The following is a 23,581-nucleotide window of genomic DNA, read 5'->3' as shown; positions in this document are numbered from 1 at the left end:
GGTGAGGAGAAAAACAAAGGGCACGGTCTGCGAGGCAGAGCCGTGCCCGATGTTAACCGGCTAGCTCACGAGGAGCCAGCCAGTTGCTACAGCTTAGGCTGCAACGACGACCACGCGTACGGTGGCTTCAACGTCGCTGTGCAGGTGCACGGCTACGTCGTATTCGCCAACGTGACGGATGGTGCCGTTCGGCAGACGAACTTCAGCTTTAGCCACTTCAACGCCGGAGGCGGTCAGGGCGTCAGCGATGTCGTGGGTGCCGATCGAACCGAACAGCTTGCCTTCATCGCCAGCGGTGGCGGTGATGGTGACTTCCAGCTCTGCCAGTTGGGCAGCGCGGCTTTCAGCCGAAGCTTTCTTGTCAGCAGCAGCCTTTTCCAGCTCGGCGCGACGTTCTTCGAACGCAGCCAGGTTGGCGGCGTTGGCAACGGTGGCCTTGCCGAATGGCAGCAGGAAGTTACGGCCGTAACCGGCTTTAACTTTAACTTTGTCGCCCAGGTTGCCCAGGTTGGCGACTTTTTCCAGCAGGATCAGTTCCATTTGGTAAAACCTCTTAACTTTTAACCTTCACCGTTCGCGGAATCATCACCCTGAGGTGACTTGCGACCGCGAAAATCAATCAGGCTATCGACAATGGCCAAAACCACGAGCAACGGATAAGTCAGTTGCATGAACAGGACCAGCGTCACGTACAACCCGACCAGCCAAAACTTGGCCAGACGTTTCTGCGCCACCAACCCATGCAGCAGGGCAAGCCCGGCAAACATGAGCGGCACGCTGCACAGCGGCGTGAGCAATGCCAAGGCAGAACCGAGGTTCGGCCCGAACAGCATGCACCCCAACAGCACCAGCGCCGGCACCAGGGGAGTTCGCACCGCTTGAAACTCGCGGCCAAAACCTCCCGGGTTGTACAACGCGGCCTGCCAGTAGCGACCCAACATCAGGGCCAACACACTGACAACCTGCAGCCCAGCCGCCATCAGGCCGTTGAGCACCGGTACGATGAGCTTCCCAAGTTGCGCCTGCTCCTCCACCGATAACTGCTGGTAGAGACCGTCGAGCATCTGCGGCAGGGCTTTTTCAAGCGCTCGCGCCAGAGCTTCAATCGGTTCACGGAACGCTGAACCCAGAATGACACCGTACAACAGGCCCAAGGCGATGCTGGATAACAGCACCCGCTTCCAGGAATGCCCAGCGCGCAACAGCGCAGCCAGCCCCAGCGTCCCCAGCAGCACCATCAAGGTGCGCGGCTCGCCGAAGACCCACCAGGCCAACGCCGGCAAAATGCCCCAGACGATGACCGAGGAAGCGTCCTTGAAACCGCGCCGCAGGAACACCAGGCTCCCAGCGGCGGCACACAACCAGAACAACAGCGGCAATGCCGCACTACCGGCCACCACTACAGTGGCCTGCACGCGACCGCGCATGATGAAATCAGCTAACGCTCGCATGCTTATCCCTTGCTACTTGTCGAAAACCCGGTCTCAGCGGCCGTGGCTGTCGGTGTAGGGCAGCAGGGCCAGGAAGCGGGCGCGCTTGATAGCGGTAGCCAGCTGACGCTGATAACGAGCTTTGGTACCGGTGATACGGCTTGGAACGATCTTGCCGGTTTCGGATACGTAAGCTTTCAGGGTGTTGAGATCTTTGAAGTCGATCTCTTTCACGTCTTCAGCAGTGAAGCGGCAGAATTTACGACGACGGAAGAAACGTGCCATGTAATAGGCTCCTCAAAAGGTCCGTGGATTACTCGTCAGCGTTATCGCTGTTGTCGCTGTCATTGCTGTCGTCGCCTTCGGCGCCATCAGCAGATTCAGGACGTTCACGACGCTCACGGCGCTCGCTGCGGTTCTCTTCGGCCTTGAGCATCTCGGACGGGCCGGTAACGGCTTCGTCGCGACGGATGACCAGGTTACGGATCACGGCATCGTTGTAGCGGAAGTTGTCTTCCAGCTCGGCCAGGGCCTTGCCGGTGCACTCAACGTTCAGCATCACGTAGTGAGCCTTGTGAACATTGTTGATTGCGTAGGCCAGTTGACGACGGCCCCAGTCTTCCAGGCGGTGGATCTTGCCACCATCTTCTTCGATCAGCTTGGTGTAACGCTCAACCATGCCGCCGACTTGCTCGCTCTGATCCGGGTGGACCAGGAAGATGATTTCGTAATGACGCATGAATGCTCCTTACGGGTTAGTAGTCTGCCAGCGAATCTGGTCAGACAAGGAGTGAATGACACTGTATGTCTTGCCTTGGACAGTAGGCACATGCGCGCCTGCCTGCTGGGCAAGGGGCGCAATTGTAGAGAAGGCCGGACGCACAAGCAAGGTAATTGGCGATTATTTGAACAACCGCAAACATATCCAAGTGCCATCAACCACTGGGCCGCGTAAGCGGCCCCTTCTCGATCAGCGCTTGATCTGGCGCTGGCGAACGGCCTCGAACAGGCAAACGCCTGTCGCGACAGAAACGTTCAGGCTGCTGACACTGCCGCTCATCGGCAGCTTCACCAGAAAATCGCAATGATCGCGGGTCAGCCGGCGCATGCCTTTGCCTTCAGCGCCCATGATCATGACCAGCGGACCGGTCAGGTCCTGCTGATAGATCTCCTGCTCAGCCTCCCCCGCAGTGCCAACCACCCACAGGCCACGCTTCTGCAGTTTTTCCAGGGTGCGCGCCAGGTTGGTCACCGCCACCAGCGGAATCACCTCGGCGGCGCCGCAGGCCACTTTACGCACGACCGGGGTCAAGGTTGCCGACTTGTCCTTGGGCACCACGACCGCTGTAGCACCGGCGGCATCGGCGGTACGCAGGCAGGCGCCGAGATTGTGCGGATCGGTGACGCCGTCGAGCACCAGAATCAGCGGCGGCGTCTCGGTACGCTCAAGCAACTCCTCGAGCATCAGCTCGCCCCACACCTGGCTCGGGCTCACCTCGGCAACCACACCTTGGTGCACGCCTTCGACCCAGGTGTCCATCTCGCGGCGCTCGGCTTGGCCAACCGGCACGCGGTTTTCTCCAGCCAGCGCGAGCAGCGCTTGAACGCGCGGCTCGCTACGGCCTTCGGACAGCCAGATCTGCTTGACCCGCTTGGGGTGGTGCTGCAACAGCGCCTGCACGGCATGCACGCCGTAGATTTTTTCCAGCTGACTCATGACTTGCTCTTGCTCTTACGTGGCGCGCCCGATTTTGGCGGCCCCTTGCGGTGCTTGGTGGGCTTGCCGGAGGCCGACTTGCCGCCCTTGTCCGACTTGTTCGAGGACGGGGCGTTGCGCGCCTCGCCCATCAGCGCCTTCTTCATCTCGCGGCTCTTGCGCACCTCGGCGTTGCGCTGCACCGCGTCCTTGGGGAAGTAGGCATCAGCGGCTTCGCTCTTGCGACGACGTGGCGCCGGATCGATTTTCGCTTCGACCTTGGCTTCACGCTGCTCGCTGGGCTTGGCCTTGCTGGCAGGCGCTGCACCATCAGCAGCCGCACGCTTGCGGCCAACGGCTGCACTGGCGCTTGCCTGAGAGACTTCGAAATCGATCTTGCGCTCGTCGAGGTCAACGCGCATGACCTTGACTTCGATGGTGTCGCCCAGGCGGAAGCTGCGACCGCTGCGCTCACCCGACAGGCGGTGATGCACCGCATCGAAGTGGTAGTAGTCGCCTGGCAGGGCACTGACGTGCACCAAGCCTTCGACGTAGATATCAGTCAGCTCGACGAACAGGCCAAAGCCGGTAACGGCAGTGATCACGCCTGGGAAGATCTCGCCCACGCGGTCTTTCATGTACTCGCACTTGAGCCAGTTGACCACGTCGCGAGTGGCCTCGTCGGCACGGCGCTCGGTCATCGAGCACTGCTCGCCCATCTGCTCCAGGGTCGGCTCGTCGTACGGGTAGATGCGCGCCTTGGGGATGCTCATCGCGCCGGCCCGCTTGACGTGCGGGGTATCGACCTTGGAACGGATCACGCTGCGAATGGCGCGGTGCACCAGCAGGTCGGGGTAACGACGGATCGGCGAGGTGAAGTGGGTATACGCCTCGTAGTTCAGGCCGAAGTGGCCGTTGTTCTCGGTGCTGTACACCGCCTGGCTCAGCGAACGCAGCATGACGGTCTGGATCAGGTGGAAATCCGGTCGACCGGCGATGCTCGCCAGCAGCGCCTGATAGTCCTTCGGCGAAGGCTCTTTGCCCTTGTGCAGGGACAGGCCAAGCTCACCGAGGAAGGCGCGCAGTTTTTCCAGACGCTCCGGTGGCGGACCATCGTGCACGCGGTACAGCGAAGGCACGCCATGCTTTTGCAGGAATTCGGCGGTGGCAACATTGGCCGCCAGCATGCATTCCTCGATCAGCTTGTGGGCTTCGTTACGCACGGTCGGACGAATTTCGTCGATCTTGCGGTTATCACCGAAGATGATCCGGGTTTCCTGGGTCTCGAAATCGATCGCGCCACGAGTATGGCGCGCCGCCAGCAATGCCTTGTACAGGGCATACAGGTGCTTGAGATCCGGGACAACCTCTTTGTATTCCTCGCGCAGGGCCTTGCCTTCGCGGGTACGGGCATGCTCGAGCATGCTGCTGACCTTGTTGTAGGTCAGGCGCGCGTGCGAGTGGATCACCGCTTCGTAGAACTGGTAGTCGACCATCTGGCCAGACTTGTTGATGGTCATTTCACAGACCATCGCCAGGCGATCGACGTGCGGGTTCAGCGAGCACAGGCCGTTGGACAGCTCCTCAGGCAGCATCGGCACTACCCGCTCAGGGAAGTACACCGAGTTACCGCGCTGCTGCGCCTCGATGTCCAGGGCCGAGCCCAGGCGTACGTAGCTGGAAACGTCGGCGATCGCCACATACAGGCGCCAGCCGCCGGAGAACAGGCGCAGTTTGCCCTGTGGCTCGCAGTAGACAGCGTCGTCGAAGTCGCGGGCATCTTCACCGTCGATGGTGACGAATGGCAGGTGGCGCAGGTCGATGCGCTTTTCTTTGTCCTTCTCTTCGACTTCGGAGCGGAACTTGCGCGCTTCCTTGATCACCTCTTGCGGCCAGACATGCGGGATGTCGTAGCTGCGCAGGGCAACGTCGATTTCCATGCCTGGAGCCATGTAGTTGCCGATCACCTCGACCACATCACCTTGCGCCTGGAAGCGCGGGGTGGGCCAGTGGGTAATCTTGATTTCGACGAACTGACCGATCTTGGCGCCGCCGTTACGCCCGGCAGTCACCAGCACTTCCTGCTGGATCTTCGGGTTGTCCGGGGTCACGTAGCCGATGCCGCCTTCTTCGAAGTAACGGCCGACCACGCTTTCGTGGGCACGGGAGATGATTTCGACCAGCACGCCTTCACGGCGGCCACGGCGGTCGGTGCCGGAGACACGGGCAAGGCCACGGTCACCGTCGAACGCCAGGCGCATCTGCGACGGGCTGAGGAACAGATCGTCACTGCCATCGTCAGGGATGAGGAAGCCGAAACCATCGCGGTGGCCAGAGATGCGCCCGCAGATCAGGTCCAGCTTGTCTACCGGGGCATAGGTGCCGCGCCGGGTATAGATCAGCTGACCGTCACGCTCCATGGCACGCAGACGGCGGCGCAGGGCTTCGATCTGGTCTTCCTCGTGCAGACCGAATTCCGCCGCCAACTGCTCTCGCGCAGCCGGTTCGCCGCGGTCGGCAAGGTGTTGCAGGATCAGCTCACGGCTGGGAATAGGATTCTCGTATTTATCCGCTTCGCGGGCGGCCTCGGGATCGAGGGATTGCCAATCGGCCATCAGAAGGGGTTCACCTTGGGGTATATAGAGTAGAAGTTTGGCATAGGCGTATTGAAACCGGAAATGTCGGCCTTGGACAGCCCCCGTCTGAGGGTCTTGTGCGCTGGGTAAGGCCTATGGAATCAACAAGTTGAATTTTTTGAATTTTTTTTGATTCGGGGGGTTTACAGCCTCATAGGGCGTCCGTATAGTGCGCACCACAACGACGGACACCCGACGTTGTAGTTGAGATGAACGATGTTGTAAAGCATCATGTGATTTCAACGAGTGTGCCCAGGTGGCGGAATTGGTAGACGCGCTGGTTTCAGGTATCAGTGACCGCAAGGTCGTGGAAGTTCGAGTCTTCTCCTGGGCACCAAATATTTCGAGTGATAGATAACAGGCTTATCTGTCAGTCAGCAAGAGATTCATCGCAGTACGCTGTAGATGTAAAGATTTGCCCAGGTGGCGGAATTGGTAGACGCGCTGGTTTCAGGTATCAGTGATCGCAAGATCGTGGAAGTTCGAGTCTTCTCCTGGGCACCATATAAAAACCCACTAGCTTGCTAGTGGGTTTTTTCTTGCCTGCGTTTTTTGTCCCCACCTTATTAGCTGCCTATGCGCATGCAGGTTCTGGCGGGAAATTGAACGATAGTCTGCTCATGAATTTCTCGTCACTCGGCCACTTGAGAAACAATTTCGTTTACCATTGTTTCCAAATATGTAGCCGTAAGCGAGGAAGTACCCGCATGACGATCCGTCCGCAACCGCTGATGCGCACCCTGGCCGCCGCTGTTCTGAGCCTGGTGATCGGCGCTCCGGCCGCCATGGCAGACGACCCGGTCAGCCTGACTTTGTACAACGGTCAGCACAAGGAAATCGGCGAAGCCATCGCCAAGGCCTACGAGGCCAAGACCGGCATTCATATCAACATCCGCAAAGGCAGCAGCAACCAGCTGGCCAGCCAGATCATCGAGGAAGGCGACCGCTCGCCTGCCGACGTCATCTATACCGAAGAGTCGCCGCCGCTGAACAACCTTGGCGAGCTGGGCCTGCTGGCCAAGATCGACGACGCCACCCTGAACATGCTGCCCAAGGAATACGTTGCTGCCAACGGCAGCTGGATGGGCGTGACCGCGCGCACCCGCGTTGTGGTGTTCAACCCGAAGAAGATCGACGAGAAAGACCTGCCGCAATCGGTGATGGACTTCGCCAACCCTGAATGGGATGGCCGCGTGGGCTTCGTGCCGACCAGCGGCGCCTTTCAGGAGCAAGCCGTGGCCATCCTCAAGATGCACGGGCGCGATGCCGCCGAAGAGTGGCTGACTGGCCTGAAAGCCTTCGGCAAGACCTACACCAACAACATGGTCGCCCTGAAGGCCGTGGAAAAAGGCGAAGTCGATGCCGTGCTGGTCAACAACTACTACTGGTATGCCCTCAAGCGTGAGCGCGGCCAGCTGGATTCGCAGCTGTACTACCTGGCAGACGGCGACGCCGGCGGCCTGGTGACCATCTCCGGCGCCGCCGCAGTCAAGGCCAGCAAGCACCCGAAAGAAGCCCAGGCCCTGCTCAACTGGATGGCCAGCGAGGAAGGCCAGCGCGTGATCACCCAGACCACCGCCGAATACCCGCTGCATAAAGGCATGGTCTCTGACCAGGGCCTGAAGCCGTTCGAAGAACTGCGTCCGCCGCAGATCACCCCAGCCGACCTTGGTAACGCCGAGGAAGCCCTTGAGCTTGAGCGCGAGGTCGGCCTGCTCTAATGACTGCCGCCCTGCCCCTCTCGGCCCAGGCGCGTTTCGTGCCGCGCCGCAAGCGCCCCTCGATCTGGGTGGTGCTGCCTGTCCTGTTCCTGGTGACGATGAGCTTGCTGCCGTTGCTATACGTCGCGCTCAAGGCCTGGGAGGCCGGCTGGCGGGAAGCATTGCACCTGCTATGGCGCCCCTTCGTCTGGGGCCTGATGCGCAACACGATGCTGTTGATGGTGGGTGTCACCTTGGTGTGCATGGTGGTCGGCCTGGCTTTGGCCTGGCTGCTCGAGCGCAGCGACCTGCCAGGGCGGCGTTTGTGGGGCGTGGTACTGTGCCTGCCATTTGCCGTGCCGTCGTTCGTCAGCAGCTTCACCTGGGTGTCGCTGAGCTCGGACTTCGAAGGGCTGGGCGGGGCGATCCTGGTCATGGCGCTGTCCAAGTACCCGCTGGTATTCCTGCCAGTAGCCGCCACCCTGCGCAATGTCGACACCTCCCTGGAGGAGTCGGCGCGCACCCTGGGTTGCAGCCGTTGGGGTGTGTTCTTCAAGGTCACATTGCCGCTGCTGTGGCCGTCGATGCTCGGCGGCGCCCTGCTGATCGCCCTGCACATGCTGGTGGAGTTCGGCGCCCTGTCGATCCTGGGCTTGCAGACGTTCACCACGGCGATCTATCAGCAGTTCGAGCTGGAGTTCAGCAACGCCAACGCCGCCATGCTATCGGCGGTGTTGCTGGCGCTGTGCCTGGTGATGCTGACCTTGGAGCTGCGCGTGCGCGGCAAGGCGCGGCATGTGCGGATTGGCCAGGGCGTTGCGCGTCGTGCGCAGCCGGTGAAGTTGCGTGGCTGGATGCCGCTGGCGCAGGTGTTTTGCCTGGCTCTGGCGATTCTAGGCAGCGGGATTCCCCTGGCCATGCTCGGCTACTGGCTGAGCGTCGGCTCATCGGCGGCGTTCCCGGTGGGTGAAATCAGCAAAGCGCTGTTCACATCACTGTCGGTATCGCTGGGCGGAGCTGGTTTCTGCGTGCTGCTGGCGTTGCCGATCAGCTTCCTGGTGGTGCGTTATAAAGGTCGCCTGGCGATCTGGGCCGAACGGCTGCCCTATCTGCTGCATGCCCTGCCCGGGCTGGTGATTGCCCTGACCCTGGTGTTCTTCGCCCTGCATTATGTGCCGGCGCTGTACCAGACCACCGCTTTGCTGATCCTGGCGTATGCGCTGTTGTTCCTGCCGCTGGCCCAGGCGCCGGTGCGCACGGCGCTGAACAAGGCGTCGCCGACCCTGGAAGAAGCCGCTCGCACGCTGGGCGCGAGCAGTTTCAGCGCGTTCTGCCGGGTGACCTTGCCGATCATCTTCCCGGCGCTGGCGGCGGCGTTTGCGTTGGTGTTCCTGGATGCGATGAAGGAGCTGACAGCGACCCTGCTGCTTAGCCCGACCGGGATGACCACCTTGGCCACTGAGGTGTGGGCGCATACCGCCAATGTCGAGTTCGCGGCGGCCGCGCCTTATGCGGCGCTGCTGATTGTGGTTTCGGGGTTGCCGGTTTATTTGCTGACTACGCGGATGTATTTGAACAAGGCATAACCTGTTATGTCTTGCGCTTGAGCGTTTGGGGCTGCGCAACAGCCCCAAATTCGCTCAGGCCCTGAACTGCCCCAGGCTCGCGCGCAACTGCGCAGCCAAATCATCTAAGACCTTACCGCTGGCGGTGGTCTGCATCACTACCTGCGCCGACTGCTCGGCCTGCGCATGAATGGTCTCGACCCTCCCCCTGACCGCCTGCGCGCCATGCGCTTGCTGCTCGGCTGCGCGCGTAGCCAAACCAATCGCCGCATGCACCTGCTCGACCGCCGCCTGCACCGACCGCTGCCGACGCTCGTTATCGCGCAGCACCAGCAGCCCTTCGCTGGCTTGGCGCCCCGCCTGGCTGATGGTCGCCACGGCTTCCTTGGCCCCCTGCTGCAGGGCAACGATATGCGCCTGAATGTCGCCCGTCGAACTCTGGGTCTTGCTCGCCAGCGCCCGCACCTCATCGGCCACCACGGCAAAGCCGCGGCCAGTCTCACCCGCACGCGCCGCCTCGATAGCGGCATTGAGGGCCAGCAGGTTGGTCTGCTCGGCGATGCCATGAATCACGGTCAGCACCACCTCGATCTGCTCGCTCTGCTTGGCAAACCGCTCGATCACCTGCGAGCCCGCATCGACCTGGCCGGCGAGGTTTTCGATCAGGCCGGCCAGCTGGGTCGAGGTCCGACTGTTTTCGTCAGTGGCCTGGCGGATGTCCACCACCTGCTGCAAGGCCGCCTGCATCGCATGACTTTCGGCTTGGGCCTCATCGGCCATGCTCGATAGATCGCGCAGGCTCGCCGCCACCTCATCACGCTGCAGCGCGGCGGCAGCGTCAGCACCTGCGCTGCGCTGGGTCATGGCGCCGATTTCTACGCCGGTACGCTGGGCCACTTCGCCAGCTTCACGCACGATCGGCTGGAGCTTGTCGACAAAGCGGTTGACTGCCGAAGCCATGTCACCAATCTCGTCCCGGCTGTCGAGGGTCACCCGCTTAGTCAGGTCGCCTTCGCCGGCAGCTAGATCATTCAAGGCAGCAATCAGCAGGCGCAGCTTGTTGACTACACGCCTGCCGAGCACCACGGCCACCACCAGCAACACCCCCAGGCCGACCAGCACCAGGCCAAGGCCGATACGCCAACGCAACTCACCCGCGGCCTCACGAACGGTCTGGGCGGTATTGGCTTGCATGGCAGTAGCACTGTTCTGCGCCGTCTCCAGACGTGCGCGCAGGGCCTTGCCGCTGTCTGCCGCTGCAGCGCCCAGGCTGTCGCCGACCAGTTGCTCACCACTGCCGATCAGCGCCGCGAAACGCTCATCCAGCGCCTTGAGCTCCTGCTCGACACCCGCTGTCGAAACCCCCATCAAAACCTTGCCAATCTCTGCCCCGTTAGGGTTGATCGAGGCCTCGACGTAGTACACCGACGGGTCTTTACGCGCAGCGTCCAGCACTTTATCCAGCGCCCGCTCGCCCTGGCCCTTGTCCATCAGCGCCTGGTTGATCGGGTTTTGCCGGTTCAGATAGCGCGTCAGGTGCTGACCCTGAGCGTCGTCATAGATCACGAACAGTACGTTGGGGTTGCGCTGGGCACGCCGGGCGAAGTCCGAGAGCACTGGCACGTCGTTGTCCCAGATCGCCCGCGGGGCAACCGAGGCAAGCAGTTCGGCCATGTCGTTGGCCGAATCCTTGAGGTTTTTCTCCAGGGTCGCGCGCAGTTGTTGCTGCTCGCTTTCCAAGCGCGTGGACAGGCCACTGCTCAGGCGCTGACGAGTGCTGGAGGAGAGGTTGTCGAGCCCACTGCGCACATCCTGGCCAGCCAGTTCCAGCTCGTTGGCCAGCTTGCGGCTGTCGGCACCCAGGCGCTCGCCAAGATCGGCTTCCAAGGCGGTGACCGTGCTCCGGGTCAGCGCAACGGCAACCAGCACCTGCACCAAAAGAGCGATACCCAAGGCAACAAACACAGGCCGCAAAAGGCGGCTTCGTAACAGTGAGAGGATGGCAGACACGGTGAAACCCTCGTGCTTCTGGCGCCATTATTTTGATGGCATCTACAGAGCGTTTTTACAGCAAGGGTTGTGCCGGAGGCAGCAGGCATAAACGCCAAGTTTATGCTGGTCTGTGCAGGAGTGATTGGCGCGGCACTTATTTGGCAGCGCGCGCTGCATCGCAGGCAAGCCAACGCCTACAAGGATTACGTGATTGTCTTTCAAAAAAAACGCCGCGCCCCTTGCGGGAACGCGGCGTTCGATCAGCCTAGACGGCGAATCAGGCGAACGGATGACGCAGAACGATAGTTTCGTTGCGATCCGGGCCGGTCGAAATGATGTCGATCGGCGCGCCGGTCAGCTCTTCGATGCGCTTGATGTAGGCGCGAGCAGCGGCTGGCAACTCTTCCAGGGTCTTGGCACCGAGGGTCGACTCGCTCCAGCCTGGCATCTCTTCGTACACTGGCTCCAGGCCGATGTAGCTGTCGGCATCGGAAGGCGCATCGATCACTGCACCATTCTCGTTCTTGTAGCCAACACAGATGTTGATGGTTTCCAGGCCGTCGAGTACGTCCAGCTTGGTCAGGCAGATGCCCGAGATGCTGTTGACGTCGATGGCGCGACGCAGGATGACGGCATCGAACCAGCCGCAACGACGAGCACGACCGGTGGTGGAGCCGAACTCATGGCCGCGCTTGGCCAGGGTGGCGCCAGTCTCGTCGAACAGCTCGGTCGGGAACGGACCGGAACCGACACGAGTGGTGTAGGCCTTGGTGATACCGAGGATGTAGTCCAGGTACATCGGGCCAACGCCGGAACCGGTGGAGATGCCGCCAGCAGTGGTGTTGGAGCTGGTGACGTACGGGTAGGTACCGTGGTCGATGTCCAGCAGCGAGCCCTGGGCACCTTCGAACATGATGTCCTTGCCGGCGCGACGCAGGTTGTGCAACTCGGCGGTGACGTCGAGCATCATCGGCTTGAGCTGCTCGGCGTAGGCCATGCACTCGTCCAGGGTCTGCTGGAAGTCGATGGCCGGCTCTTTGTAGTAATTGACCAGCTGGAAGTTGTGGTAGTCCAGCAGCTCACCGAGCTTGGCAGCGAAACGCTCGCGGTGGAACAGATCGCCCACGCGCAGGCCGCGACGGGCCACTTTGTCTTCGTAAGCTGGGCCGATACCACGACCGGTGGTGCCGATCTTGGCTTCGCCACGGGCCTTTTCACGGGCCTGGTCCAGCGCTACGTGGTAGGACAGGATCAGCGGCGCAGCCGGGCTGATGCGCAGGCGCTCACGTACCGGAACACCCTTCTCTTCGAGCTTGGTGATTTCACGCATCAAGGCATCAGGAGCAACGACCACGCCGTTGCCGATCAGGCACTGCACGCCTTCACGCAGGATGCCAGAAGGAATCAGGTGCAGAACGGTTTTCTCACCGTTGATCACCAGGGTGTGGCCCGCGTTGTGACCGCCCTGGTAGCGCACTACGGCGGCAGCATGTTCGGTCAGCAGATCAACGATCTTGCCTTTGCCCTCATCACCCCATTGGGTGCCCAGGACGACGACATTCTTACCCATAACACTTGTCCTCATTCACGCAAACTTGGTTGCCGGCCTACTGCCGACCGAAAAATCTCAATGGGTCAGCGGCAGAACCTGCCAGCGCCCGTCTTGCTGAATCAATTGCCGATCACAATCCGCCTCAAGGGCAGCACTCAGCGGCTGCCCAGGCAGAGCCTGAACCACACGCTGGCCCTCGTTGCGCAACTGGCAGACCATCTGCCAGAGGGTCGCGTCACCGCTGTCGGGCATCCAGATCCCGCCAGACGGCAATACGACCTCCGCTCGCCCCAGTGTGACCAGGGTCTTCAAATCCGTGGAGAAACCGGTGGCCGGGCGTGCCCGGCCAAAGTCGGCGCCGATGTCGTCGTAGCGTCCGCCCTGGGCGATCGACTGACCGACCCCTGGTACGAACACGGCGAACACCACGCCGGTGTGATAGTTGTAACCGCGCAGCTCGCCAAGGTCGAAGTACAGCGGCAGGTCCGGATAGCGCGCTGCCAGGCGATCGGCGATCGCCAGCAGGTCATCCAGGGCAGCCAGCACACTGGCTGGCGCACGGCCCAAGCGTACACGGGCCTCGGCCAGCACTTCGCGACCACCGCACAGCTCGGTCAGGGCGCGCAGCATGTTGCCGACGCCCTTCGGCAGGTCGGCAGTCAACGCGTTGACTTCATCGACCGCCTTGCGCTGCAGGGCATCGAACAGCTGCTGCTCGGCATCGCCCGACAGGTTGGCGGCGCGCGACAGGCCGCGGTAGATACCGACGTGGCCCAGGTCCATGTGCACATCCGGCACATCGGCCAGCTGCAGCATCGCCAACATCAGGCTGATGACCTCGACGTCGCTGGTCGGGCTGGCATCGCCGTACAGCTCGGCGCCCAATTGGATCGGGCTGCGCGAGGTAGACAACTGACGTGGCTGGGCGTGCAGCACGCTACCGGCATAGCACAGGCGGCTCGGGCCTTCGCGGCGCAGGGTGTGCGCATCGATACGCGCAACCTGTGGGGTGAAGTCGGCACGGAAGCCCATCAGGCGGCCAGACTGCGGGTCGACCACCTTGAAGGTATGCAGGTCCAGGTCCTGGCTGGCACCGGTGAGCAGCGATTCCAGGTACTCGATATGCGGGGTAACGACCAGTTCGTAACCCCAACTCTGGAACAGGTCCAACACCTGGCGACGCGCGATCTCGATGCGCGCGGCTTCAGGTGGCAGTACTTCCTCGATGCCATCTGGCAGCAGCCAGCGGTCTACCGTTGCCATTACGCCATTTCCCCTCTGGTCCGGGCGGCCTGCCAGTGGGCGAGCCGTCAGTGAAGCAGGCATTGGCCCACAGCAGCAGGCAGCACTAATCCCAGCGCTACCGCCGTGCCAATACCCTCAAATTACTAGCGCGCAGGCTGGTCCCTAATGGGCAATCAACCTTGCAGACGCAAAAAAGCCGGGAAATTTCCCGGCTGACTCATCATACACCCCTTTTCTGTCAGGATGCACCCCGCCGGCAGTTTTAGCTGCCAGGCGGGATTTACCCGAGTCAGGGCTTGCTCTTGTCCAGGTAGCGGAAGAACTCGTTCTTCGGATCCAGGACCAGCACATCGCTCTTGTTCGAGAAGCTTGCGCGATAGGCCTGCAGACTACGGTGGAACGCATAGAAATCAGCGTCCTGGCTGTAGGCCTTGGCATAGATGGCAGCCGCCTGGGCGTCACCATCACCGCGGGTTTCTTCGGACTCACGATACGCTTCGGCGAGCAGTACGCGACGCTGACGGTCGGCATCGGCGCGGATACCTTCAGCCAGCTCGTTACCCTTGGCGCGATGCTCACGCGCTTCACGCTCACGCTCGGTGCTCATACGATCGAACACGCTGCGGTTGACTTCCTTCGGCAGGTCGATGGCCTTGACGCGCACGTCGACCACCTCGATACCCAGCTCTTTGTTAGCCATGCGGTTCAGCGAAGCGGTGATGTCAGCCATCAGCGCGTCACGTTCACCGGAAACTACCTCGTGCAGGGTGCGTTTACCGAACTGGTCACGCAGGCCACTTTCCAGACGACGCGACAGACGCTCATCAGCGATCTGCTTGAGGCCCGAAGTCGCGGTGTAGAAGCGATCGGAGTCCTTCACGCGCCATTTGGCGTAGGCGTCGACCATTACCGCTTTCTTCTCAAGGGTCAGGAAGCGCTGGGTCGGAGCATCCAGGGTCATCAGGCGGGCGTCGAACTTGCGCACCTGGTTGACGTACGGGATCTTCACATGCAGACCAGGCTGAACATCGGCCTGAACCACACGACCGAATTGCAGCAATACCGCACGTTCGGTCTGGGCCACGATGTAGAAGCTGTTCCAGGCCACGATAGCCAGCACAACTGCGGCGATCAGGGCGATCAGCGATTTATTGCTCATCAGCGGCTCTCCCTAGTACGCAGCGACTGTTGTTGCTGTTGCAGATCCTGCGCTGCACGCACGGCCGCATCGTTGACCGATGGCGACGTGCTGCTGGCGGCCGCGGCCGACGTATTGCGGCTGCCTTCGACCATCTTGTCCAGTGGCAGGTAGAGCAGGTTGTTCTGCCCGTCCTTGGTTGCCACCATGACCTTGCTCGAGTTGCTGTAGACCTCTTGCATGGTCTCCAGGTACAGACGCTGACGGGTGACGTCCGGCGCCTTGCGGTACTCGCTGACCAGCTTGGTGAAGCGGTCGGCCTCACCCTTGGCGCGGGCAATCACTTCATCGCGGTAGCCGTTGGCATCCTCGATGATGCGCTGGGCCTGACCACGGGCTTCCGGCACCACGCCATTGGCGTAGGACTCAGCCTGGTTGCGGGCACGCTGCTCGTCTTCCCGGGCCCGGATCACGTCGTCGAAGGCTTCCTGCACTTCACGCGGGGCTGCCGCGCTCTGTACGTTGACCTGGGTGACGGTGATACCGGTACGGTAGGTGTCGAGGAAGCGTTGCAGGCGTTCGCGGATATCCACGGCCATCTGCTCACGGCCTTCGGTCAGCACCTGGTCCATCGAAGTGGAACCCACCACGTGGCGCAGGGCACTGTCGGTCGCATGCTGCAAGCTCACTTCCGGCTGGTCGACGTTAAGCACGAAGTCCTGCAGGTTGGTGATCTTGTACTGCACGGTCAGCGGCACCTCGACGATGTTCTCGTCTTCGGTGAGCATCTGCCCCTGCTTGGTGTACGCACGCTCACGCGTGACGTTCTCCATGTACTTGCGGTCGATCGGCGGGAAATAGATGTTCAGGCCTGGACCCACGGTCTCATAGTACTTGCCGAAGCGCAGCACGACTGCCTGCTCCTGCTCGTCGACCACGTACACGGCACTGTACAGCCAGATCGCAGCCAACACCGCCAGGCCTATGCCCAGCAGGCCGTAGCCGCCACCCTTGCCGATATTGCGGTCACCACCGCCGCGTTTTTTGCTGCCGCCGAACATGCCGTTCAGGCTGTCCTGCAGCTTGCGGAAGGCCTCGTCCAGATCCGGTGGCCCTTTCTTGTCGCCACCACCGCCGCCGCCACGGCGGCCGCCCCAGGGATCCTGATTGTTCGAGTTGCCACCCGGCTCGTTCCAAGCCATAGCGCTCTCCATCTGATAAAGCAAAGACGCGCCCACGGCGCGCCGTCCAATGCTACAGAATGCCTGTCACGGCTGCCCGGCGACCTCGACGGGCATTTATTGCAAAGTGTGTTGCGCAATGAACGCTTGCGGCTCCATGCCTTCGCGGCTGACCAGGCGATTGAGCTCGACCATGGGCAGGCGCACGCTCAACAAGCTGCTGCCTTCATCATCGTGCTCCTCGCCTTGCACTGCCCCTAGTTCAAAGAATTGCGCGCGCAGGCGAGCAAAACGCTGTTCGAGGCGCAGGGTTCCGACAAACAGATCATCCCCCAGCAATTCGGCAATCGCCTGGCCTACCAACTCCAGGCCACGTCCATCACGTGCCGATACCCAGACCCGCTCCGGCTTGCCATCGGCATTGCGCTGGATCTGCGGCTCGACATCTTCGAGCAGGTCGAGTTTGTTATAGACCTCAAGGATCGGCAAGCCTTCAGCACCGATCTCGCCCAATACTGCCAACACCTGCTCGATCTGCTCCATGCGCTCTGGCTCATGGGCGTCGATCACATGCAGCAGCAGGTCGGAGTTGCTCGACTCTTCGAGCGTAGCCCGAAATGCCTCGACCAGCTTGTGCGGCAAGTGGCGAATGAAGCCCACGGTGTCGGCCAGCACGATCGGCCCCAGGTCATCGAGCTGCAAACGGCGCAGGGTCGGATCGAGGGTGGCGAACAGTTGGTCGGCGGCGTAGACGTCGGATTCGGTGAGGGCGTTGAACAAGGTCGACTTGCCGGCGTTGGTATAGCCCACCAGCGACACCGACGGGATATCCGCGCGCTTACGCCCGCGCCGCGCCTGCTCACGCTGACTGCGAACCTTCTCCAGGCGTGCCTTGATCTGCCGCAGGCGCACCCGCAGCAAGCGCCGGTCAGTCTCAAGCTGGGTTTCACCCGGACCGCGCAGGCCGATACCACCCTTCTGCCGCTCAAGGTGGGTCCAGCCGCGCACCAGCCGCGTGCTCATGTGCTCCAGCTGGGCCAGTTCGACCTGCAGCTTGCCTTCATGGGTACGCGCCCGTTGGGCGAAAATGTCGAGAATCAGCCCGGTACGGTCGAGCACGCGACACTCGAAGACTCGTTCGAGGTTGCGCTCCTGACTGGGCGTGAGGGTGTGATTGAAAATCACCAGATCTACCTGTTCGGCTTTGACTAGGTCGCGTAACTCTTCGACCTTGCCGCTGCCAATCAGGTATTTGGCGGTAGGCTGGTGCCGCGTCACTGTAGACAGCGAAACGATCTCAGCTCCGGCCGACAGTGCCAGTTCCTGAAACTCCTGCGGGTCTTCGCGCGCCTCAGGGTTCTGACCTTCCAAGTGAACGAGCAGCGCTCGCTCACCACCACCGTGGCGCTCAAAGAACAATGCAGGCTCCTATCAGGCGTTGCCTGGCTCGCTGTCGCCGCTCTCGGAATCGGACGGGCTTGGCAGGCGAACCGGACGAGCTGGGACCACGGTCGAGATAGCGTGCTTGTAGACCATCTGGCTGACGGTGTTCTTCAGCAGTACCACGAACTGGTCGAAAGATTCGATCGAGCCCTGCAGCTTGATCCCGTTGACCAGATAGATCGAAACCGGGACCTTTTCTTTTCTCAAGGTGTTCAAGTAAGGGTCTTGTAGCGAATGCCCTTTTGACATATGCCGCACTCCTGTAAGGATCAATAGTAAAAAACACGAAAATTCGATAATTACGCCGCCCATTCGCAAGAGTAGACGGCAATTGCAGGGACTCAGCTCAATATGGAGACGGACCCAAGGTATTTCAAGGTGCGGGACAGATTGTCGCAGGCCAGGCTGTCCAGCCAGTGTACGTCGGACCAGCCGCGCAACCAGGTGAACTGCCGTTTGGCCAGCTGGCGAGTGGCAATGATACCGCGTTCGCGCATCTCATTCTCATCTAGCTTGCCATCCAGGTAATCCCAGACCTGCCGATACCCCACTGCCCGTATAGACGGCAGCCCCGCGTGCAAGTCACTTCTGGCGCGCAGCTTTCGGACCTCGTCGACGAAGCCCTGTTCCAGCATCTGCGAAAATCGTAGCGCAATTCGCTGATGCAAAATGTGACGATCTGTAGGAGCAATCGCCAGACTGGCGACAGTATAGGGCAAATGTCCGCCCGCGCCTGCGTCTGCGCCGCTACTTTCGGCCAATTGCCGCTGGCGATGGGCCGTCATGCTCTCGCCGCTGACCCGATACACTTCCAGCGCGCGGATCAGCCGTTGCGGGTCATTGGGGTGGATGCGTGCGGCTGACTCGGGGTCGACCTCAGCCAACTGCCGGTGCAATTCAGCCAGGCCCAACGCACTGGCCTGGGCTTCAAGCTCGACGCGCACCGCAGGGTCGGCGGCAGGCATATCGGCCAAGCCATCGATCAACGCCTTGTAATAAAGCATGGTGCCGCCGACCAATAGCGGGATCTTGCCGCGCGCGCTGATCTCGGCCATGGCGGCCAGGGCATCGGTACAAAATTGTGCGGCGGAGTAGCTCTGGGCCGGGTCGATGATGTCGATCAAACGGTGTGGATAGGCGGCCAATAGTTCCTTGGAAGGCTTGGCGGTGCCGATATCCATGTCGCGGTAGACCAGCGCCGAGTCGACGCTGATCAACTCGCACGGCAGGACCTTGGTCAGCTCGATAGCAAGGTCGGTCTTGCCGGCCGCTGTCGGGCCCATGAGGAATATTGCTGGGGGTTTACCGCTCATTTCATCGACCGCGCAGGAAAAGTTTGTCCAGATCGTCCAGGCCCATCTGGGTCCAGGTCGGTCGACCATGGTTGCACTGGCCGCTGCGTTCGGTGTTTTCCATGTCGCGCAGCAGCGCATTCATCTCGGGAATGGCCAGGCGCCGGTTGGCGCGCACGGCGCCGTGACAGGCCATGGTGCCGAGTAGCTCATTGAGGTGCGCCTGGATGCGGTCGCTGGTGCCGTATTCCATCAGGTCTGCCAGTACGTCCTGGACCAGGCGATTGGCTTCAGCCTGCTTGAGCAGCGCCGGAATCTGGCGGATGGCCACGCTTTCCGGCCCCAGGCGCTGCAACTCGAAGCCCAAGCGTTGGAACCACTGCGCATGCTCTTCGGCGCAATCGGCCTCACGCTGGCTCAGTGCCAGAGACTCCGGCACCAACAGCGGCTGGCCGCTCAAGCCTTCGCTGGCCATGGCCACCTTGAGCCGCTCGTACATGATCCGCTCGTGGGCGGCATGCATGTCCACCAGCACCAGACCGACGGCGTTTTCGGCCAGGATGTAGATGCCCTTGAGCTGAGCCAGGGCATAGCCCAGTGGCGGAACATCACCCTGGCTTTCGGGCAAGGATGATGGTGCACCACCAGGCAGTGGCGCGAAGAACTCGCGGTAGGCTGCCTGGGCCTCGGCAACGGGCAACGGCTGCGATGGGCGCGGCGTGTACTGATACTGATAACCGGCGCCAGCAGCGGAGCTGGAAAACTGCTGCGGTTGTGCCTGCGGCTGTTCCAATACCGGTGAGGCCAGGCGCATTTCACCTTGCGGGCCAAATTCGCCCGCCTGCTGTCCGCTGGGCCGAACCATCTCGCTGGCCGCCGCCGGGGCCGCCAGCTGGTCTTCCGGACGTACATCGGCCAGGGCCCGGTGCAAGGTGCCGTAGAGGAAATCGTGCACTGTGCGGCCTTCGCGAAAGCGCACCTCATGCTTGGTCGGGTGAACGTTGACGTCGACGCCGTTGGGCTCAAGCTCAAGGAACAACACGAAGGTCGGGTGGCGGCCATTGAACAGCACATCGCGGTAGGCCTGGCGCACCGCGTGGGCGACCAGCTTGTCGCGCACCGCGCGGCCGTTGACGAAGAAGTACTGCAAATCGGCCTGGCTGCGCGAGAACGTCGGCAGGCCAACCCAACCCCACAAGCGCAAGCCATTGCGCTCGACATCGATCGGCAGCGCCTGCTCGAGAAAGCCCGGTCCGCAGATCGCACCGACCCGCCGCGCCCGCGCAATCTCGTCGGGGGCATCGTGCAGGCTGAGAATGGTCTTGCCGTTATGGCGCAGGTGGAAGCCGACATCGAATCGGGCCAAAGCCAACCGCCGGATAACTTCCTGAAGATGGTCGAACTCGGTCTTCTCGGCCTTGAGGAACTTGCGTCGAGCCGGCGTATTGAAAAACAGGTCGCGAACTTCGACCGAGGTCCCCACCGGGTGCGCCGCAGGCTGCACCCGCGGGGTCATGTCGCGGCCTTCGGTCTCGACCTGCCAAGCCTCGCTGGCATCGGCCGTGCGCGAGGTCAGGGTCAGGCGCGCCACCGAGCTGATCGAGGCCAGCGCCTCACCCCGAAAGCCCAGGCTCAACACCCCTTCGAGGTCTTCCAGCTCGCGGATCTTGCTGGTGGCATGGCGCGCCAGGGCCAGCGGCAAGTCGTCAGGCGAGATGCCGCTGCCGTTGTCACGCACGCGCAGCAGCTTGACGCCGCCCTGCTCGACCTCGACCTCAATGCGCTTGGCGCCAGAGTCGAGGCTGTTTTCCAGCAGCTCCTTGGCCACCGAGGCGGGCCGTTCGACCACTTCGCCGGCGGCGATCTGGTTGGCCAGTCGCGGGCTGAGCAACTGGATGCGCGAACCACCACTCATTGTTGCGACGCCAGGGTCGTGCCGGGAATATCCAGGTGCTGGCCAACCTTCAGCTCATCAGTCTTGAGGCCGTTGCTGCTACGCAGGCTGGCCACGCTAACCTGGTAACGCACGGCGATCATCGCCAGGGTTTCGCCTGGACGCACAGTGTGGTCGCGCGGGCCTTGGGCAATCTTGCCGCTGTCACGCAACCAGGCAATGTAGGTGCCAGGTGGCGGGCTTTGCTGGAAGTACTGGCGCACGCCGGTATGGATCGAGCGTGCCAGGGCCTGCTGATGGCTCCTGGTCGCCAGCTTGGCAGCTTCGTTGGCGTTGGAAATGAAGCCGGTCTCTACCAGGATCGAGGGAATATCCGGCGACTTCAACACCATGAAGCCTGCCTGCTCCACGCGTCGCTTGTGCAGCGAAGTGATGCGCCCCATGTTGCCCAGCACCTTCTGCCCCACATCGAGGCTGGAGCTGAGGGTGGCGGTCATCGACAGGTCGAGCAGCACGCCCGCAAGCATACGGTCCTTGTCGTCCAGGCTGACGTTACCCGCGCCACCGATCAGGTCGGAACGGTTTTCGGTGTCTGCCAGCCAGCGCGCAGTCTCGGACGTAGCACCCCGGTCAGACAGGGCGAACACCGAGGCGCCGAAAGCAGCCTTGGAGGGTGCGGCGTCGGCGTGGATCGAGACGAATAGGTCGGCGCCCTTCTTGCGGGCGATCTCGGTGCGCTTGCGCAGCGGAATGAAGTAGTCACCGGTGCGCGTGAGTTCCGCCCGATAGCCCCTCTCACTGTTGATCTGGCGTTGCAGCTCCTTGGCGATCTGCAACACGATGTCTTTCTCGTGCTGACCACGCGAACCCGAGGCGCCCGGGTCTTCACCGCCGTGCCCGGCATCGATGGCGATCACGATATCGCGCTTGCCGCTTGGCGCCGGTGGCAGCTTGATCGCAGGCTGGGTCGGTGTTACCGGAACAGCCGGAGTGGTAGCCGGAGTTTGTGCCGGTGGCGGCGTCGGCGTGCTGGCCGCGATGGCATCGGCTTCCTGGTCGTACAAATCCACCACCAGGCGGTTGCCGTATTGGGCATTGGGAGCCAGGGTGAAGCTTTTCGGCGTGACTGCTTTTTTCAGGTCGACCACCACGCGCAGATCGGTAGGCGTACGCTGGGCCGAACGCACACTGCTGATCGGTGTATTGGATGTGGAGACGTTGAGCGGCGCGGCCAAGGTCGCACCGTTGATATCGATGACCAGCCGATCCGGCGCGCTCAGGGTGAACACGCTGTGCTGCACCGGGCCGGACAGGTCGAAGACCAGCCGTGTGTTATCTGGCGCGCGCCACAGACGCATGCTCTTGACTTGCGTGGCGGCCAGAGCGTTGACGGTGACCGCTGTGAGCAGCAGACCGACAACGGCGACCAGTGCGCGTATGCGCATACCTATCCCCATTTACTGTTTGAATTGTTCGGCCAGCGCGGTGCACCAGGCTTCGCCGCGAGGCCCCTGCGGCGACAGATACAGCGAGCGCCCGCCCGCTTGCGGGCTTATGGTAATGGTCAGGTCAGGCTTTGGCAAAACGCCCGCACCTTTCTGGGGCCATTCGAACAGGCACAAGGCATCATCCTCGAAGTAATCGCGTATCCCCATGAACTCCAATTCTTCCGGATCGACCAGCCGATACAGGTCGAAGTGGAAAGCGCGCACCGCGCCAATCTCGTAGGGTTCAACCACGGTGAAGGTCGGGCTCTTGACCGGGCCGACATGGCCCAAACCGCGGATCAAGCCGCGCGACAAGGTGGTTTTACCGGCCCCCAGGTCACCCTCGAGAAAAATCACGCCATGACCGCCGGTCACCTGGGCCAATTGCCCGCCAAAGGCCACGGTGGCCTCTTCGTCGGCCAGAAACAGGGTTACACCTGACACGCTGAATGCTCCTCCAATAATTCACGAATGACCGGCAGCAGATCACTGGCTGCCAGGCCTCTGCCTTTTACCCCCAAGCGCTCGCCGGCACAGGCATGCAGCCAGACGCCCAGGCAAGCCGCCGACCAGGCGTCCAGGCCCTGCGCCAGCAGCGCCGCCAGCACCCCGGTAAGCACATCGCCAAGGCCTGCGCCGGCCATCGCAGGATGACCTCGCCCGCACAGCGCCAACTGCCCCGCCGGGTCAGCGACCAGGGTGCCAGCGCCCTTGAGCACACAGACGCTGGCATATTTGCGCGCCAGCTTGCGTGCAGCGCCCGGTCGGTCGGCCTGCACGGCTTCGGTCGACACCCCAAGCAACCGCGCTGCCTCACCCGGGTGCGGGGTAAGAATGCTAGCGCTGGGCAGGGCCAAGGGTGTGCGGGCCAGCAAGTTTAGGGCATCGGCGTCCCACACTTGGGGGCGCTCGGCATTGGCAACTGCCGACAGCAAGCTGCGCCCCCAAGCCGCCTGGCCCAGGCCAGGGCCTGCCACCAGCACCGATGCCCGTTCCAGCAGGGTCATCAGCTGATTGGCCGAATTCACCCCCAGGCACATGGCTTCAGGTAGACGAGCAAGGGCTGCGGGCACGTGTTCGGGCCGCGTGGCAATGCTCACCAGGCCAGCCCCACAACGCAGCGCTGCTTCGCTACTGAGCAACACCGCACCGCCGGTACCCAGGTCGCCTCCGACCACCAGCACGTGGCCAAAGTCACCTTTTTGGGCGTCTGGGCGGCGCGGCGGCAGGCTGTCCAAGCTGGCACGGCTGAGCAGTTTTACCGGGTTGGCAGGGTGTTTGGTCTGGGGCATGGGGTCAAAGGCTCCGATGTCTGGCAGAATTATACGCA

The 23,581-nt window shown here is 62.1% G+C and carries 20 protein-coding genes and 2 tRNA genes; 4 read left to right on the top strand and 18 right to left on the bottom strand.

The genetic code is table 11. The features are described 5' to 3' along the window. Positions 1-93: 93 nt before the first annotated feature. The 6 genes from rplI to rnr all read right to left on the bottom strand — a co-directional run bounded on the left by rplI (position 94) and on the right by rnr (position 5,741). Positions 94-540 (bottom strand): 50S ribosomal protein L9, encoded by a 447-nt coding sequence (rplI, locus tag OIU19_RS21940; RefSeq protein WP_186555590.1) that lies wholly within the window; start codon positions 538-540, stop codon positions 94-96. A 20-nt stretch (positions 541-560) separates the two neighbouring features. After that, positions 561-1,451, bottom strand: coding sequence for a hypothetical protein (locus OIU19_RS21935; RefSeq protein ID WP_264236770.1), 891 nt, complete (start codon positions 1,449-1,451; stop codon positions 561-563). A 33-nt stretch (positions 1,452-1,484) separates the two neighbouring features. Further along, entirely contained in the window at positions 1,485-1,715 is a 231-nt protein-coding gene (gene rpsR, locus OIU19_RS21930) for a 30S ribosomal protein S18 (RefSeq protein WP_003249563.1), read from the bottom strand. 28 nt (positions 1,716-1,743) lie between these two features. Continuing rightward, positions 1,744-2,169 (bottom strand): 30S ribosomal protein S6, encoded by a 426-nt coding sequence (gene rpsF, locus OIU19_RS21925; protein ID WP_186555592.1) that lies wholly within the window; start codon positions 2,167-2,169, stop codon positions 1,744-1,746. 231 nt (positions 2,170-2,400) lie between these two features. Continuing rightward, on the bottom strand, positions 2,401-3,147 hold the full coding sequence (gene rlmB, locus OIU19_RS21920; RefSeq protein ID WP_264236769.1) for a 23S rRNA (guanosine(2251)-2'-O)-methyltransferase RlmB: 747 nt from the start codon (positions 3,145-3,147) through the stop codon (positions 2,401-2,403). Continuing rightward, the gene (rnr, locus tag OIU19_RS21915) at positions 3,144-5,741 is read right to left on the bottom strand and encodes a ribonuclease R (RefSeq protein ID WP_264236768.1); all 2,598 of its coding nucleotides are present in this window, start codon (positions 5,739-5,741) and stop codon (positions 3,144-3,146) included. Before rnr ends, rlmB begins: the two co-directional genes overlap by 4 nt. Positions 5,742-6,012: 271 nt before the next feature. Here rnr and OIU19_RS21910 point away from each other — a divergent pair. The 4 genes from OIU19_RS21910 to OIU19_RS21895 all read left to right on the top strand — a co-directional run bounded on the left by OIU19_RS21910 (position 6,013) and on the right by OIU19_RS21895 (position 9,048). Beyond that, positions 6,013-6,099 (top strand) — tRNA-Leu (locus OIU19_RS21910). Positions 6,100-6,179: 80 nt separating this feature from the next. After that, positions 6,180-6,266 (top strand) — tRNA-Leu (locus tag OIU19_RS21905). A gap of 203 nt (positions 6,267-6,469) precedes the next feature. Beyond that, on the top strand, positions 6,470-7,483 hold the full coding sequence (locus OIU19_RS21900; RefSeq protein ID WP_264236767.1) for an extracellular solute-binding protein: 1,014 nt from the start codon (positions 6,470-6,472) through the stop codon (positions 7,481-7,483). Beyond that, positions 7,483-9,048 (top strand): iron ABC transporter permease, encoded by a 1,566-nt coding sequence (locus OIU19_RS21895; protein ID WP_264236766.1) that lies wholly within the window; start codon positions 7,483-7,485, stop codon positions 9,046-9,048. The genes OIU19_RS21900 and OIU19_RS21895 overlap by 1 nt, the downstream gene beginning before the upstream one ends. Positions 9,049-9,102: 54 nt before the next feature. Here the strand turns inward: OIU19_RS21895 and OIU19_RS21890 are convergent, their stop codons facing one another. The 12 genes from OIU19_RS21890 to OIU19_RS21835 form a co-directional block, all read right to left on the bottom strand. After that, entirely contained in the window at positions 9,103-11,037 is a 1,935-nt protein-coding gene (locus OIU19_RS21890; RefSeq protein ID WP_264236765.1) for a methyl-accepting chemotaxis protein, read from the bottom strand. 259 nt (positions 11,038-11,296) lie between these two features. Next, positions 11,297-12,589 carry an adenylosuccinate synthase gene (locus OIU19_RS21885; RefSeq protein WP_012316474.1) on the bottom strand — a complete coding sequence of 431 codons (1,293 nt, stop codon included), beginning with the start codon at positions 12,587-12,589 and terminating at the stop codon, positions 11,297-11,299. Positions 12,590-12,646: 57 nt separating this feature from the next. Beyond that, entirely contained in the window at positions 12,647-13,834 is a 1,188-nt protein-coding gene (locus OIU19_RS21880) for an ATP phosphoribosyltransferase regulatory subunit (protein WP_264236764.1), read from the bottom strand. A 271-nt stretch (positions 13,835-14,105) separates the two neighbouring features. Next, complete coding sequence (gene hflC / locus OIU19_RS21875; protein ID WP_186555599.1) at positions 14,106-14,975, bottom strand: protease modulator HflC; 870 nt, start codon at positions 14,973-14,975, stop codon at positions 14,106-14,108. Next, positions 14,975-16,156 carry an FtsH protease activity modulator HflK gene (gene hflK, locus OIU19_RS21870; RefSeq protein ID WP_264236763.1) on the bottom strand — a complete coding sequence of 394 codons (1,182 nt, stop codon included), beginning with the start codon at positions 16,154-16,156 and terminating at the stop codon, positions 14,975-14,977. Before hflK ends, hflC begins: the two co-directional genes overlap by 1 nt. Before the next feature lie 96 nt (positions 16,157-16,252). Further along, positions 16,253-17,554, bottom strand: a complete 1,302-nt coding sequence (hflX, locus tag OIU19_RS21865) for a ribosome rescue GTPase HflX (RefSeq protein ID WP_264236762.1) — start codon at positions 17,552-17,554, stop codon at positions 16,253-16,255. A gap of 12 nt (positions 17,555-17,566) precedes the next feature. Further along, positions 17,567-17,827: an RNA chaperone Hfq gene (gene hfq / locus OIU19_RS21860; protein ID WP_028631835.1), complete on the bottom strand. Its 261-nt coding sequence runs from the start codon at positions 17,825-17,827 to the stop codon at positions 17,567-17,569. Positions 17,828-17,919: 92 nt separating this feature from the next. Then, the gene (miaA, locus tag OIU19_RS21855) at positions 17,920-18,891 is read right to left on the bottom strand and encodes a tRNA (adenosine(37)-N6)-dimethylallyltransferase MiaA (RefSeq protein WP_264236761.1); all 972 of its coding nucleotides are present in this window, start codon (positions 18,889-18,891) and stop codon (positions 17,920-17,922) included. 1 nt (position 18,892) lies between these two features. Continuing rightward, on the bottom strand, positions 18,893-20,785 hold the full coding sequence (mutL, locus tag OIU19_RS21850) for a DNA mismatch repair endonuclease MutL (RefSeq protein WP_264236760.1): 1,893 nt from the start codon (positions 20,783-20,785) through the stop codon (positions 18,893-18,895). Continuing rightward, on the bottom strand, positions 20,782-22,221 hold the full coding sequence (locus tag OIU19_RS21845) for an N-acetylmuramoyl-L-alanine amidase (RefSeq protein WP_264236759.1): 1,440 nt from the start codon (positions 22,219-22,221) through the stop codon (positions 20,782-20,784). The genes mutL and OIU19_RS21845 overlap by 4 nt, the downstream gene beginning before the upstream one ends. After that, entirely contained in the window at positions 22,222-22,695 is a 474-nt protein-coding gene (gene tsaE, locus OIU19_RS21840) for a tRNA (adenosine(37)-N6)-threonylcarbamoyltransferase complex ATPase subunit type 1 TsaE (protein WP_186555605.1), read from the bottom strand. It lies immediately after the preceding gene. Continuing rightward, positions 22,683-23,543 (bottom strand): NAD(P)H-hydrate dehydratase, encoded by an 861-nt coding sequence (locus OIU19_RS21835; protein WP_264236758.1) that lies wholly within the window; start codon positions 23,541-23,543, stop codon positions 22,683-22,685. Before OIU19_RS21835 ends, tsaE begins: the two co-directional genes overlap by 13 nt. Positions 23,544-23,581 lie beyond the last annotated feature (38 nt).

The sequence above is a fragment of the Pseudomonas sp. BT-42-2 genome, from assembly GCF_025847435.2.
GTDB classification, from domain to species: domain Bacteria; phylum Pseudomonadota; class Gammaproteobacteria; order Pseudomonadales; family Pseudomonadaceae; genus Aquipseudomonas; species Aquipseudomonas urmiensis.
Note: the sequence above shows the minus strand (reverse complement) of the source record. Positions and strands in the feature narration are given on the sequence as shown.